Origin of the sequence: Acidipila sp. EB88, from assembly GCF_003858395.1 — a bacterium.
GTDB lineage: Bacteria > Acidobacteriota > Terriglobia > Terriglobales > Acidobacteriaceae > EB88.
The window spans coordinates 1,617,876-1,632,265 of record NZ_QWEV01000005.1 but is presented as its reverse complement, the minus strand read 5'-3'; the positions used below and the strand labels follow the sequence as shown (position 1 = coordinate 1,632,265).

Sequence of the window (14,390 nt, the reverse complement as noted above, 5' to 3'; positions counted from 1 at the left end):
GCATGCCCGGTTTGTTTGACCAGTACAGCCTCAAGAGCGCCACCCTGCGCAACCGCATTGTTGTTTCGCCCATGTGCCAGTACATGGCCAGGGAAGGCGTGGCGAACGAGTGGCATCGCGCGCACTATGCCTCGCTGGCGCGCGGGGGCGCGGGGCTGGTGATCGTGGAAGCGACGGCTGTTTCGCCGGAAGGCCGGATCACCTGGGGTGACCTTGGCTTGTGGAACGAGGAGCAGGCCGCGGCGCTGGCGCCGGTGGTGGCGGACATCGTGAAGGCCGGCGCGGTACCGGGTATCCAGATTGCGCACGCGGGCAGAAAAGCATCGGCGAACCTTCCCTGGGAAGGCGATGACCACATTCCTCTGGGCGAGGCCAATGCGTGGAAGACGCTGGGCCCGTCGGCGGTGCCATTCGGCGCCGGCCTGCCGCGCGTTCCTGAAGAGATGAGTCTTGAGGAGATTGCGCGGGTGCAGGCGGATACAGTCCGCACAGTGTGCCGCGCGCGTGATCTCGGGTTCCAGTGGCTGCAGATGCACTTCGCCCATGGATACCTTGCGCAGAACTTTTTCTCGCCCCACTCCAACAAGCGCACGGACCAGTATGGCGGCACCGCGACGAACCGCGCCCGCTACCTGCTGGAGACGTTGATCGCCGTGCGCAAGGCGTGGCCGGAGGATCGGCCGCTGACGGTTCGCCTGGGCGTGGTGGAGTTTGATGGCGGCGACGAGACCATGCTGGAGGAGTCGGTGGCACTGCTCAGAAAGATGAAGCAGGAAGGGCTTGATTTCGTCGATGTCTCGATCGGCTTCAACACGCCCGAAGCCAAGGTGCCGTGGGCGCCCAACTTTCTCGCGAACCTTGCACAGACTGTTCGCAGGGAGACGGGCCTGCCGGGCACCACGAGCTGGTATATCTCGGATCCGCGGGAAGCAGATGCGCTGATTCGCGAAGACAAGATCGACCTGGTCACGCTGGGGCGGCCGCTGCTGGCGGAGCCGCACTGGCCGTATCGTGCGGCCCAGGCGCTGGGGGTCGAGAACCCGGCCTGGGCGACGCTGCCTCCTGCGTATGCTCACTGGCTGGCTCGGTATCGCTGAGCCTCAGCCCGCCACGGCTTTTTCTGATCCGTTTCAAGAGCAAGAGGAGCAACGATGAGCGACATTCTTTGGCCCGAGAAGTATCTGCCGGGCACGACGGATAATTTCGTTTCCAACGAAGTGATTGTGAAGGGACTAAGTGCCTCCACGGTGTGGCCTTTTCTGAGCACGGCCACGCTGTGGCCCACGTACTACAGCAACGCCACCAAGGTGGGCTTCGACCATGGCGCCGGGCCAGAGTTGAGCCAGGGTGTGCGCTTTCGCTTCACAACGTTCGGCCTGGACGTGGAAGCGGAAGTGATTGAGTACGTAGCGCCGGCACCGGGCCAGCCCGCGCGCATCGCGTGGCGTGCCTGGGTCGACGGACCGGAAGACGAAGCGCTCGATGTGTTGCATGCGTGGCTGCTTGAAGACCTGCCGGGTGGCCGGGTGCGCGTGCTGACGCAGGAATCGCAGATCGGCAAGCCTGCCATCGGGATGGCACAGTCTAAGCCCAACCCCATGCTGAACGCACACCAGGACTGGCTCGACGGACTGGTGCGTGTCGCGGCACAGCAGGGAACGAAGTAAGTGCACGCACGCCGCGGCGGCAAGCGCGGGTGCGTCCTGCTCCTCGTGCTGGCAATCGGGCACAGCGCCTGGGCTCAGCAGCAGCGTCACTCGGATACCTGGTCGGGACAACAGCAGTCGCAGTCCTGGGCCACGCAGAAAGTTGCCCGGTCGCTTCGACACGGCGAGTGGACGCAGATTGTGCGCGGCGGCCGCACGCTGAAAGCGTTTGTGATTTTGCCGCAGACCACGCGCAAGGCGCCGGTGGTGATTGTGGCCCACGAGGTTTCTGGACTTACTGACTCGACGCGCAACACCGCTGATGAGATTGCAGCCATGGGGTACATCGCGATTGTTCCGGACATGCTTTCCGGACGGGGTCCCACGGTGGAGACGTCGGTTCGTTCGCGGACTCACGCGTGACCTCGCAAGCACTTACCGGGCTGAGTGACGAAGCAGTCGCCAACGACTTTAATGCGTGGGCCGACTATGGCCGCTCGCTGCCAGCCTCTGACGGCAGGTTCGCCGTGGTGGGATTGTCGTGGGGCGCGGCGTTCCGCTATGCCACCAAGACGCGTAGCGACCTCAAGGCCGTGTTCGTTTTCTATGATGTTGGACCGCGCAGATCCATGTGCCGGTGTGCGGCTTTTACGGAAGCAAGGATGCCCGGGTGATGGCACGCTTGACGCGACGAGGGCAGAGATGAAAGCAGCCGGGAAGCGGTATGAGCCGGTTGTCTATGAAGATGCCGATCATGCCTTTATGCCTTTATGCCTTTATGCGCGTGGGAGAAGACCCCGCAAACAGCAACGTGGCAGATGCGGCGGCATACCGCGCTGGCCTTGCACGTTTGAAGGCGTTGTTGAAAGAGGTCTTCCCATGAACGCGCGCGGCGCTGTTTGCATCAAGGGAGACCGTCACCCTGTCTCGTAAAAGACAAATAGCTCCACCAGGCACTACAAGGAGAAACATCATGGATCTAGGTTTGCGTGGAAAGCGTGCGCTGGTAACAGGATCGACGGCCGGCATTGGACTGGCGATTGTGAAAGCTCTTGCTGCTGAGGGCGCAACAGTGTGGATCAACGGCAGAACGCAGGAGCGGGTGGACGCGGCCCTGAAGGAAGTACAGGGCGAAGCCCGCGGAGTGGTGGCTAACCTGAGCCAGGCTGCCGGCTGCGATACGCTGTTTGCCGCGGTGGAGGAGATCGATATCCTCGTCAACAATCTCGGCATTTTCGAGAACAAACCCTTTCTCGATATCGACGATGCGGACTGGCTTCGCTTCCTCGAGACCAACGTGTTGAGTGGCGTGCGCGTTACGCGTCATTACCTGCCGGCGATGTTGAAGCAGCAGTGGGGGCGCATCCTGTTTATCTCCAGCGAGAGCGGGGTGCAGATCCCCGAGGAGATGGTGCATTACGGCGTCACCAAGGCTGCGCAGATTGCGCGTGCGCGGGGTATTGCCGAGACGATCCCTGCGAGCGGTGTCACTGTAAACAGCCTGCTGCCGGGGCCCACGGAGAGCGAGGGCGTCAGCACGTTGATTGCGAAGACGGCAAAGCAGAAGGGCATCAGCACGGACCAAGTCGAGAGCGAGTTCATCCGGGATGTGCGACCCTCCAGCCTGATCAAACGCCTTGCCAAGGTTGAGGAAGTTGCTGCCATGGCGGCGTATCTCTGCAGCGAGCAGGCGAGCGCAACCAACGGCGCACCGATCCGCGTGGATGGCGGCGTGGTGAAGAGCGCTTACTAGCACTGCGAAGCGAGCGTGTTGTCGCGCTGACACCCCGGGTGGCGAGTCTGCATGCCCCGGGATGGCAGGTGTATTTGCTTTTGCCGGAACCTAGCGACCTGGCAGCGTTGGTTACAGGCGCGGCCAGGTTTCAAGAGGCATGCTGCCTTCGCCCAGGAAGGGGCGGCCACGCTGCCGCTGATTTGGCCGAGCGGTTCCTTGTGCGCCACTAATGCTGTTCCATATACAGGTGATGCAGCTTGTGGGCGCCCCGCCTTGGACGATCCGAAGCGTGCTTCGGCTGCGCACTTGCAGCGTATGCAGTGGCGCTGCCTGAGAGCCTGGGCGATCGCACCTGGCGAAGCAGTTGCTGCCGGGCTAGCGAGACAGCGGAGCCGCTACCGGCGCTGGACGCTTGCGGCCTTTACGCACCACGAACATGACGACGCCGGTGATCGCGAGCACGGCTGGAGCGATGCCGAGCAGTACCCAGAGAAACTTCACAGCCACGCCACCCGGGCCCTCGCCCGCGAATGAGCCAAAGTGCAGTGCGAAGAAGTATTGAATGATCCGGCGACTGGGCGGCTGCTGGTTCGTATCTTCATGACTTAGGAGTGCGCCGCTCCGCGCATCGAAGCTGACGCTTACGAGGCTGGAGTACGGGGCCGACCCGACATAGTAGCCCGTCACGTAGTAAACGCTGCTTTTTGGAGAGGCAAGCGACAGGTAGCCGGGCGGAGCATTCTTCGGGAGTAAGTCGGTGGCCCGCGCGAAGGCCTGGTCCACACTCAGCATGCGGGGCTGCGATGGCAACCCGCTGACCGCATGCGCGGGCAGGCGCTTCAGAGCGGCGGCAGGATGGCTGAATGTCAGTGCGTCCATGACGGCGATAACCGGTGCAGGAAATGCGAAATAGAACCCGGTGATGCTGAGCAACAGCAGCGGCAGCGCGACCCAGAAACCTGTGACCGTGTGCAGGTCGTAGTTGAGGCGCTTCCAGCGGCGATGCGGGCGAAACAGCAAGGCTGAAAACCAGCGGCGCACGCCGGGCCACCAGAGCACGAGACCGGTGAAGCAGAGCACCGCCAGTGCGCCCGACATGCAGCCACTTACCAGCAGCCCTTTGCTGCCCGCAAGCAGGTAGAAGTGCAGGTTGCTGAGCCACCCGAGAACACCGTCGAAGCGCATGGTGTCGGCCAGTACGAGACCCGTGTAGGGCTGCACAACGACGGACCGGTAGTTAGCCGAGAGAGCGCCCGTGGCGGGTCGCAGCATCAGCGTAAGCGGCTCATCGCTGCTGAAGCCGCGCAGCGCGGAGACACGCCAGCCTGGGCGATCGTGCTCCACGACCTGGATGATGGAGTCGAAGGACGCACGTTGCCCGCCGGGGGTGATGTGGAACAGCGCCGGGCGCTGTGCGCGCTCGATCTCCTGCTTGAAGACCAGTGCGCTGCCGCTCAGGCCGATCACGATGGCGTACAGCGTGACCGCAAGACCCAGCCACAGGTGTACCTGGAACACGGCACGTCGCAGCCAGAGCCGTTGCGGGCTGCGCCACCAGCTTGGCTGCGAGGAGTGGGTTTGCCGCGTCGGTCGCTGCATCAGAAGTGCAGTTTGAGTGCAACCTGCATGGAGCGCGGGCCGCCGACCTGGTACAGCGCGCTGAGTCCTCCCAGCTGGTTGTTGAGCGTGTTGTAGGTCTGGCCGAAGAGCGCGGGACCGGAGGAAAGCGTGTTGTAGATGCTGCCGTAGATGGGGTGGTTAAAGACGTTGTATGCCTCGGCCCTGAACTGCACCCCAAGTCGGTCGTGGATGGGAAAGTCGCGCCGCAGGGTGAGGTCTGTCTGCACTGCGTCAAAGCCGCGCGCAATGTTGCGGCCGGCGTTGCCCTCACCGGCGACGGCGGTAAAGGCGGCGGGGTTGATCGTGCGGCCGCCCGCATACGCATCGCTGCGCAGGTACAGCGGCTGATCGGGATTGCGATCGGGATGGAAGTTCGCGGTCACCCCGGTTGTGGAAACAACGGAGCTGCCATCGAGCACATCCACCGGTAGCGCGCTGCGCACCGACTCGCGGAGGTCCATGGCCCAGTGCCTGAGTGCGTAGGCGAGCAGGGGATTGTTGTAGCGGCCGCCCAGCTCGAAGCTACCGGCTGCCTGCAGAGAGTGACGGATGTCGTAGTCGGAGTTGGCGCGCTCCTGCTGATACACGACGAGGTTGGACGTGTCGTCATCGAGGGCGTGCGACCACGTGTACGAGGCGAGGAACTGCACGCCGCGCGAAAGCTTGCGGTTGAACTTGATCTGGAGAGAGTTGTAGTCCGAGCTTGCGCCGCCGGTGGTGACGTAGAGGCCTTTTCCCTGGGAGAACGCGGTGTTGCCGAGTGTCTCCGGGTCGTAGAAACGCTGCACCAGCAGTCGCCGGCCGGCCGAGGCGACGTAGTTGATGTTGAGCGACTGCTTGTCGCCCAGTGCCTGCTCGAGCGCGACGTTCCACTGGCCCGTGTACGGAGAGTTCAGGTGGGGATCAAAGGCGTAGATAGGCGCGTTGTACGGAGCACTGGCCGACGGCACAGGCGTGGCCTGTACCTGTGCGGAGGTGGCCGGGAAAGGCGCCGAGTAGGACGCGAAGCCCGTGGTGCCGATGCCGTAGTAGCCTTCCGCGCTGAGGGCGACGCCGGTGTCGTAGAACACGCCCCCGCCGGCCCGCAACACCGACTCGTGCCCTGGCGTCTGGTTGAGCTGGTACGCGACGCCGACCCGCGGCCCGAAGTTGGCGTAGCGAGTCTGCCAAAGGGGCGTGCCTTTGGGCGCAGCCACCGTGGTGGCGAGGTTGGTGATCTGGTCGGCGGTATACGGGGTGTTGCCGTTCACGTCATTGGGTGGCGGGTTCAGATCCCAGCGGACGCCGGCCGAGACGCTCAGCCTGTCGCTCACGCGCCACTCGTCCTGTGCGTATGCGGAGAACTCCAGTTGGCGCGCCTTCATGTTGATGTCCTGCGTGTAGACATACAGACCGTCGGGGTTGTTGCCGAGGATCGAGGCGGCGCTGTAGAAGAAGCCGACCTCCCAGAGCGGAGGCAGGGTTTCGCTGGTGATGAGGCGGCGGTAGTCGACGCCATATGTCAGGGTGTGGCGATGCAAGGTCTGGGTGAAGGAGTCCACCACGTTGACCTGGCGCTGTCGGTTGGACTGCGGCTCGATCAGGTAGTAGGGATAGAGGCCGTAGAACATGAAGAACGTCATCCAGTCGCCATTGGTTAAACCCGGGGCGGAGCTGATGGCCAGGGGTGTGGCGCCCCCGAAGTTATCGATGGAGCGGCTCGACTGGTAGTCGTTGCCGGTGACCCCGACGCGGAACTCGTTCGCGAGGTTGTGCGTGAGGATGCTGTCTGCGCCGAGCACCACTGTCTTGACGTTGCGCACCGTGCCATTGACCTGCGCGAGGTCGGTCGGTTGCCGGGAGACGCTTTGCGAAGGCACGTCGCTGTAGCGGCCAAAGATACGCAGACGCTCCGAGAAGCTGTGATCGATGCGGATGCTGGTGGTGTCGAGCCGGCTGGGAGCGGAGTAACCAACGGTCAGGTACGCAAGCCCGGCAAGGTCAGGGTTGGCGCAGCCGGTGAAGGCTCCCGTGCAGCCGCCAAGGTCTGGAGAGGTGCTGACCGGGAAGGCGTTGAGGAATGGCTGCAGTGCGGCTGGAGCGCTCGCGCGCAGGGCCTGGCTTGGCACTTCATAGAGAGTCGCAGCGACCGGGTTGGTGAGGCGAAGACCTTCATAGGAGAAGAAAAAGAAGGTCTTGTCGCGTCCGTCATACAGCTTGGGAATGCGCAGGTAGCCGCCGAGGGTGCCGCCGAAGTCGTTCTGACGCTCAGGGAGCTTGGTGGTGTCGAACACATTTTTCGCGTCAAGCGCGTCGTTCCGCAGGAAGTCGAAAGCGGTGCCGTGCCACTGGTTGGTTCCGGAGCGCGTGCTGAAATTGAACTGGCCGCCCGGTGTGCGGCCATACTCGGCCGCGTACGACGAGGTGGAGGTGCGGAACTGCTCCAGCGCATCGATCGAAACGATGCTTTGCGTCGTGCCAAGTGCGGACTCCTGCGGAGTAGACCCGGAGAACCCCGCGCCGGGGTAGCCCGCGGTGGACACGGTGGCGCCGGTGTTCGCGCTGATGCCGTCGATGGTGTAGTAGTTAGCCTCGGTGCGCTGCCCGTTGACGCTGATCTCGCCGCTGGAGCCAACGCCCTGCGAAGGGACCACGGAGGTGCCGGGCGCAAGGGTGATCAACGACTGGAAGCTGCGGCCGTTCAAGGGAAGGTTCTCAACAAACTGCCGGTTAATCACTGTGCTGACCGTGGCGTCCGAGGTGATGATGCCCGAGCCCTCAGCGTTGACCTTGACCGTATCGCTGGCCGAACCCACGGACAGGGTGACATCCTGCAGCAGCTTCGCACCCACGTCGACGTTGACGTGAGGGAACTCTTCGCCACGAAACCCCTCGGCGCTGACCTGGATCGTGTAGAGACCGCGATCGAGCGTGGGCAGGCTGTACAGGCCGCCCTTGTCGGTACGCGTGGTGAGCACCTGCCCGGTATGTTCATTGACGATGTTGACCTGCGCGCCAACGATGACGGCGTGCTGCTGGTCACGCACAGCGCCCGAAAGCTGCGCATCCTGTGCGAACACCGGGACAGCGAGACTGCTGCAGAAAAGAACAAGAGCGCTTGAAGTTCTCATAACGAACCGCCTGACAGATTTCCCGGGAGCTTTGGGCGGCGGCAAAGACGTTCGCTGGCTCGCGGGTGGTGGGTATTGGCTTTTTGCAGTGCGTCGCCTCAGCACGGCCGCGGCACCTTGCACCTTTTTGAATATACGACAAGATCGATCGGATTCCGGAATACAGTGCGTTCCGAGGGGAAGAGATGGGCACGTGCTGTGGGTGGGGTTGAAGCTTGTCGCGGCGAGGGGGCAGGCTGCGGGGGCGGTTTATCAAGTCCCGCAAGGGCTGCTGCGGAGTCACTGCAGTGAGTCCCGCGCCGGGTGGGTTTCACGGTGGGCGGACTTCCCGGCCTGTTGCCCGGGTGCTCCGGGCCGCATAGGGCTCACGGGAAGCGTGGGCCAGCACGTGACGGCTGCTTTTTGCTTTGACGGGAGAGGCGCTTACTCGCCGATGAGGTGCAACACGATCTCTCGCCGATGCGGGCGCACCCGATGCTCGAAGAGATAGATACCCTGCCACGTGCCCAGCGCGAGCCTGCCACTTACCAGAGGGACCGATAGTTGCACCTGCGTCAGGGCAGTTTTCAGATGGGCGGGCATGTCGTCCAGCCCTTCCGAGTCGTGCTCGTATGGGCCGTCTTCAGGCGCGATGCGATTGAAGTAGGCCTGGAGGTCAACGCGAACGGTGGGATCGGCATTCTCCTGGATCAGCAGCGACGCCGAGGTGTGGCGGCAGAACACGGTCAGGAGGCCGGTCTGCAGCTGCTGTTGCCGCACCCACTGGCTGATGACCGATGTGCACTCGTAAAGCGATTGGCCGCGCGTGGCGACTTCAAAGGTATGGACGGACTGCTTCATGGCTCGCTCCTTGCCTATCGGAGATGCTACAGGGCGGCGTTGTTTTTGGAGAGCAGCGGGGGAGACTGGATGGGCTTGGGACTCGGCCGCATGCAGTCGATGTGCTGTGAGAGAGAGGCTTCCCGAGCTCGCCCACGCATGCCGGGAGGACAGGTGGTGGATGGGTGCCACTGCTGCAATGCATCCGCCACTCGATCTGTTGCCGACGCAATGCGAGGGGAGCGCTCCTGCGCTCTGCAGCCCGGGTGTTGATTCGCGGTGCAGATGCGCCCTGATGCTTTGCCCCTGGTTGTGGCAGCCACACTCGCGGAAGCCGTGCACAGTGCTAGACTTGCGACATGCATCCGCATGTCGTCGCAACCACTTACGACGCTTCGCCCGACACTCGTCGGAGCACGCTGGTTCTGCGCTCGCGGACCAATCGCTGTTGTCGCTAATCCTGCAACGCTGCTTCCCCCACTGACTACTCACGTGCTTCGCAGGACCTGTGTTTGTGCGAGCTTCGCAGGCGGCATTGCCAAGCCGACCGGCTTCGTGCAGATCCACGCCGATGGCGTTCTGTTGAAAGGCATGCACCGAAAGAGAGGTAGCTTTGAACCGACGCGATTTTATCGGGCTTTCCGCTTCCGCAGCACTGGTAGCCACGCACAACAATGCAGAGGCAAAGACGGGGGCGGCTTCATCCTCGCGGCCCAACTTCCTGTTCCTGATTGCTGACGACCTGATGTTCCGCACAATCGGCGCCATCAATAATCCGGAGGTGCACACCCTGAATATCGATCGGCTGGTGCGCTCGGGCTGTCACTTTACGCACTGCTTTCACCAGGGCTCGTGGACAGGCGCTGTGTGTGTCGCCAGCCGGACCATGTTGAACACAGGGCTGAGTACCTTTCATGCGAACCGCGCGGACTCCGCGAACCAGGCGAGCGACAAGCCGGCATGGGGCCAGACGCTGCGGGAGGCCGGGTACGACACCTTTATCACGGGCAAGTGGCACCTAGATGCGGTGACGCTGCAGCGCTCGTTTGCAGAGCAGGGACCGGTCGCGCCGGGCTACCTGCCGTCGACGCCGGACATGTACAACCGGCCCGCGCCGGGCAACCACTGGGACCCGGCAAACCAGGCGCTCGAAGGACACTGGCTGAAGCGTGGTGTGTGGCTGAACCGTCGTGGCGACGAAACGATTCAACACTCGAGCAGCCTTTACGCAGATGCCGCCGTGGATCATCTGCGGGGCGCGGTTGCGAAGCGCGATACGCCATTCTTTATGTATGTCGGATTCAACGCGCCGCACGATCCGCGCCAGGCGCCGCAGGAGTTCCTCGACTTATACCCACCGGACAAGATCGCGATTCCACCGAACTATCTGCCGGAGCACCCGTTCGACCAGGGAGACCACAGGACGCGCGACGAGTTACTGGCGCCTTTTCCTCGGACACGCGAGGCTGTGCAGGAGCAACGCCGCGAATACTACGCCATCATCTCGCACATGGATGCGCAGATTGGCCGCATCCTGGATGCGCTGGAAGCCTCGGGTAAGAAGGACAATACCTATGTGATCCTCACCGCGGACCATGGCCTTGCGGTCGGCGAGCACGGATTGATGGGCAAGCAGAATCAGTACGAGTGCTCGATGCGCATGCCGTTGATCATGGCGGGGCCGGGCATTGCCGCAGGCAAGCGCGTGGACGAGATGGTGTATCAGCACTCGATGTATGCGACCACGTGCGATCTCGCGGGCGTCGCGATCCCGGAGCACGTGGAGTTTCCTTCGCTGGTGCCGATGCTGCGCAGCAATAGTCCGCAGCCGATCTACGATGCGATGTTCGGGTGGCTTAACGTTCTGCAGCGGTCCATCCGTACCAAGCAGCACAAGCTGATTTTCTACGCGCACCTGAAGCGCTACCAGGTTTTCGATCTCGAAAAGGATCCGTGGGAGATGCACGACGTGGTGGATGACCCCGCCTATGCGGAAGTCAAGACGGAGCTGATTGCCACGCTCAAGAAGACGCAGCGGGACCTTGGCGACACCATGGACATTGATCATCCGCAGCCGGTGGGCGCGGGGAACAGCTACTAGCTGGAGGCACGGCGCAGGCCGTTGGAGAATTGCATGCTTGGTAAGTTTCATCGCTTCTCGGGTCCCTTCGTTCTGGTTGCGGCTTTGCTTGCGGCCGCGCTGCCTGCGCGTTCCCTGCTTGCGCAGGCAGCGACGGGCGAGTTCAGCATCACGCTTGCCGACCCGTCGGGCGCGATCGTTCCCGGCGCGGAAGTCACTATTACCGGTGCGGATACGGGTGCGGTGGTGCGCGTGCTGCGCAGCAGCGATCACGGGATTGCCGACGTGCCGCTGCTGCAGCCGGGCCGCTATAACGTCCACGTGGTTGCGCCAGGCTTCAAGGCCTTTGACCGTAATGCCATCACGGTCTCAGTAGGCAGCGTGATTTCACTCGACCTGAAGCTGGACCCGGGCGCGGTGAGCGAGACCGTGACCGTGACGGGCGACGCGCCGCTGGTCGAGGATAAGTCGGACACGATCTCGCAGTTGATCAGCAACAAGCAGCTCACGGATATTCCGCTGAACGGCCGCAACTACCTGGACGCAGCAAACTACATCCCGGGCACGGTGCCCACTGCAGCGGGCCGCGATAACTCCTTTACGGCCTACGGCAACACCGGCCTGCAGAATGCATTTCTGCTGGATGGTGCGCGCAACGTGAACTACCTGCGCGGACTGGATAACCTGCAGCGCGACATGGTGCGGCCTCCGCTCGATGCACTGCGCGAGTTCACAGTGGACACCAGCAACTTCTCCGCGCAATACGGCGCGGCTGCCGGCGGTATTGTGAACGCGATCACCCGGAGCGGCACCAACCAGTTCCACGGCTCGGCTTATGACTTTGTGCGCAACGACCACGCCGATGCGCAGAACTACTTCGCGACCACCAAGCCGCTGCTGGTGCGCAACCAGTATGGCGGTTCGCTCGGTGGTCCGATCCTGCGCGACCGCGTGTGGTTTTTCGCTGCTTACGAAGGCGTGCATCAGCGCGACGAGACCACGGGGACTGCGACGGTGCCGACGGCGCTGGAGCGCATCGGCGACTTTGCCCAGTCGCCAAGCGCCGCCAAGGTCACGCCGATTTACAACCCGGCAACCACGGTAGGCACGGGCACTGCGGCAACCCGCGCGCAGTTCGCGGGCAACATCATTCCCACGGCTCAGATCAACAGTATCGGTGCGGCACTGGCGCAGTTGTACCCGCTGCCGAATGACCCGGCGCTGGGGCCAAACATTTATCGGCGCAACGCGCCGGACCGCATCTCGGTGGAGAATGGGATCGCGCGCGGCGATTACCAGATGTCGGCCAAGGACGCGTTCTTTGTGCGCTATGCGCACCAGGTGACGACCACCGCGAACGAGGCGATCCTGCCTGCGCCTGCTTCAAACCCGGGCCAGTCGGTGGTGAACTCACAGGGCATCGGCGTTGGCTACACGCGCATTCTTTCCAACACGCTGATTGACGAGTTCCGCTTCGCGTGGACCACCACAGGCATCGACTCCGGCGGAACGGCGGCACGGGATGAAGTAATTACGGGCTCGCTCGATCCGGCGGTCACGACGGGCACACCGCTCTTTAACGTGTCTGCGTACACCGGCCTGGGCGGCCAGGCACCGTGCTGCGGCAACAGTCCGTTGAATAAGACTTCGGGCGTGTTCGACTTTGCCGATAATCTCTCCTGGTCCGAAGGTCAGCACCAATTACGATTTGGCGGCGAAGTGCTGCTGATCCGTCCGAGCACCTTTGCTACTTCGAACGGCCGCTCGACATTCGGTTACACGGGGGTCTTTACGCAGAACCCAGGCGCACGCGGTTCATCGGGCAATGCCGTGGCTGACCTGCTGCTGGGCGACACCGATACGCTCACCACTGGAACGGTGGCGCAGAACCAGGAGCGCGAGTACGGCTATGGCTTCTATGCCACGGATCAGTGGCAGCTTACCAACGCACTGACCGTGAACTATGGGCTGCGCTACGAGTACAACGCACCTTCGATCGAAACACAGAACCGGATGGGGAACTTCATTCTCGACCCCGGATCGCCCCTGTACGGCCAGCTGATCTTCTCGGGCGACGCGCGCCTGCCACGCTCCCTCATCGTGCCGGATCGCAACAACATTGCGCCGCGCATTGGCCTTGCGTACCGCGTGCCCAACGTGAAGGACATGACGATCCGCTCGGCGTACGGCATCTTTTATGCGCAGGACGAAGGCACGGGCGTGACGAACCGGCTTACCAGCAACCCGCCGTTCTTTGGCTACGGCGCTGTGACTACATCGAGCGACCAATTGAACCCGGCGACCGGTTTTGTGCTTTCTCCGGATGCCACGATTGCCCGGCCTGCTGCGATTGCCTCGTCGTCGTTCGTGCTGAACCCCACAGCGACGTCCACTTTGGTGAGCTGGCCTACGCACTTCAAGACGTCTTACGTGCAGCAGTGGAGCCTGAGCGTGCAGAAGCAGCTGCCATGGGATGTGCTGTTCGAGATCAACTACGTGGGCAACCATGGCTCGCAGCTGCTTGGGCTGGGCCAGGGCAACCAGCCGACCGTGCTGAACAGCACCACGGTGAACTCGCGCCGGCCGCTGGCACAGTACACAATTGCGCCGGTGAAGACAGTTGGTAACTGGAACTCGAGCCAGTACGAGGGCATCTCGGCAAAGCTTGAGAAGCGCTATGCCAAGGGCTACTCGTTCCTGAACTCGTTTACGTATGGACACGCCTTTGACCTGCAGAACCCCGCTCTGGACCTGTGCGATACCTGCGGCGTCGGCGACACCATCCAGAACAACTACGACCGTGCAGCGAACTATGCTTCGTCGGACAACGACGTGCGTTTCCGCTACGTGCTCACGGGCATTCTTGAGCTGCCATTCGGAAACGGCAAGCCGTTTCTGAACCATGCATCGGTGCTTTCGACCATCGCCGGCGGCTGGGCTGTCTCGCCGGTATACCAGTACCAGACGGGGCTGCCCTTTACCGTTGGGATGAGTTATGACGCGGCGAACGCGGGCACGCTGACGCGGCCCACGCAGGTGTGCAATGGCAACCTGCAGGGTGCGGGCACGACGAGCGAATGGTTCAACACGGCCTGCTATGTGAACACGGCCTCGTACACCTTTGGCAATGCCAGCCGCAACGGCCTGCGCGCACCGGGCATCAACCAGCTCAACCTGAGTGCGCAGCGCAACTTCCATGTTCCCAGGCTGAGAGACTCCCGGCTCAACATGCGATTGGAAGGCTTCAACGTGCTAAACCACCCGCTGTTCTCTGCGCCAGGGGCCACGGTTGGCAGCGCGTTGTATGGCGTGATCTCGTCGGCGGCAGCACCGCGGCAGGTGCAGGTCGCGGCGCGGTTGACCTTCTAGCCCCTATGCAG

Annotated in this window: 11 protein-coding genes; 8 read left to right on the top strand and 3 right to left on the bottom strand. The window is 62.8% G+C overall.

Features of this window, described 5'->3' with window-relative positions:
• The first annotated feature begins 2 nt into the window (after positions 1–2).
• From D1Y84_RS07515 to D1Y84_RS07495, 6 genes are all read left to right on the top strand, one after another.
• Complete coding sequence (locus D1Y84_RS07515; protein WP_124847961.1) at positions 3–1,097, top strand: NADH:flavin oxidoreductase/NADH oxidase; 1,095 nt, start codon at positions 3–5, stop codon at positions 1,095–1,097.
• 54 nt (positions 1,098–1,151) lie between these two features.
• Entirely contained in the window at positions 1,152–1,667 is a 516-nt protein-coding gene (locus D1Y84_RS07510) for an SRPBCC domain-containing protein (protein WP_124847960.1), read from the top strand.
• Positions 1,668–2,069 carry a dienelactone hydrolase family protein gene (locus D1Y84_RS18650; protein WP_124847959.1) on the top strand — a complete coding sequence of 134 codons (402 nt, stop codon included), beginning with the start codon at positions 1,668–1,670 and terminating at the stop codon, positions 2,067–2,069.
• On the top strand, positions 2,066–2,320 hold the full coding sequence (locus D1Y84_RS18645) for a dienelactone hydrolase family protein (protein ID WP_124847958.1): 255 nt from the start codon (positions 2,066–2,068) through the stop codon (positions 2,318–2,320). The genes D1Y84_RS18650 and D1Y84_RS18645 overlap by 4 nt, the downstream gene beginning before the upstream one ends.
• A 65-nt stretch (positions 2,321–2,385) precedes the next feature.
• Positions 2,386–2,529 carry a hypothetical protein gene (locus tag D1Y84_RS17900; RefSeq protein WP_158615370.1) on the top strand — a complete coding sequence of 48 codons (144 nt, stop codon included), beginning with the start codon at positions 2,386–2,388 and terminating at the stop codon, positions 2,527–2,529.
• A 90-nt stretch (positions 2,530–2,619) separates the two neighbouring features.
• Positions 2,620–3,399, top strand: a complete 780-nt coding sequence (locus tag D1Y84_RS07495) for an SDR family NAD(P)-dependent oxidoreductase (protein WP_124847957.1) — start codon at positions 2,620–2,622, stop codon at positions 3,397–3,399.
• Positions 3,400–3,756: 357 nt separating this feature from the next.
• Here D1Y84_RS07495 and D1Y84_RS07490 read toward each other — a convergent pair whose 3' ends face one another.
• From D1Y84_RS07490 to D1Y84_RS07480, 3 genes are all read right to left on the bottom strand, one after another.
• A complete protein-coding gene (locus D1Y84_RS07490; RefSeq protein ID WP_124847956.1) occupies positions 3,757–4,980 on the bottom strand; it encodes a PepSY domain-containing protein in 1,224 nt (407 codons plus the stop codon).
• Complete coding sequence (locus D1Y84_RS07485; RefSeq protein WP_124847955.1) at positions 4,980–8,111, bottom strand: TonB-dependent receptor; 3,132 nt, start codon at positions 8,109–8,111, stop codon at positions 4,980–4,982. The genes D1Y84_RS07490 and D1Y84_RS07485 overlap by 1 nt, the downstream gene beginning before the upstream one ends.
• Positions 8,112–8,534: 423 nt before the next feature.
• Positions 8,535–8,951, bottom strand: coding sequence for a secondary thiamine-phosphate synthase enzyme YjbQ (locus D1Y84_RS07480; protein WP_124847954.1), 417 nt, complete (start codon positions 8,949–8,951; stop codon positions 8,535–8,537).
• 592 nt (positions 8,952–9,543) lie between these two features.
• On the opposite strand from D1Y84_RS07480, the gene D1Y84_RS07475 reads away from it, so the two are divergent.
• Together D1Y84_RS07475 and D1Y84_RS07470 are read left to right on the top strand one after the other, a co-directional pair.
• The gene (locus D1Y84_RS07475; RefSeq protein WP_124847953.1) at positions 9,544–11,031 is read left to right on the top strand and encodes a sulfatase-like hydrolase/transferase; all 1,488 of its coding nucleotides are present in this window, start codon (positions 9,544–9,546) and stop codon (positions 11,029–11,031) included.
• 33 nt (positions 11,032–11,064) lie between these two features.
• On the top strand, positions 11,065–14,379 hold the full coding sequence (locus tag D1Y84_RS07470) for a TonB-dependent receptor (protein ID WP_124847952.1): 3,315 nt from the start codon (positions 11,065–11,067) through the stop codon (positions 14,377–14,379).
• Positions 14,380–14,390 lie beyond the last annotated feature (11 nt).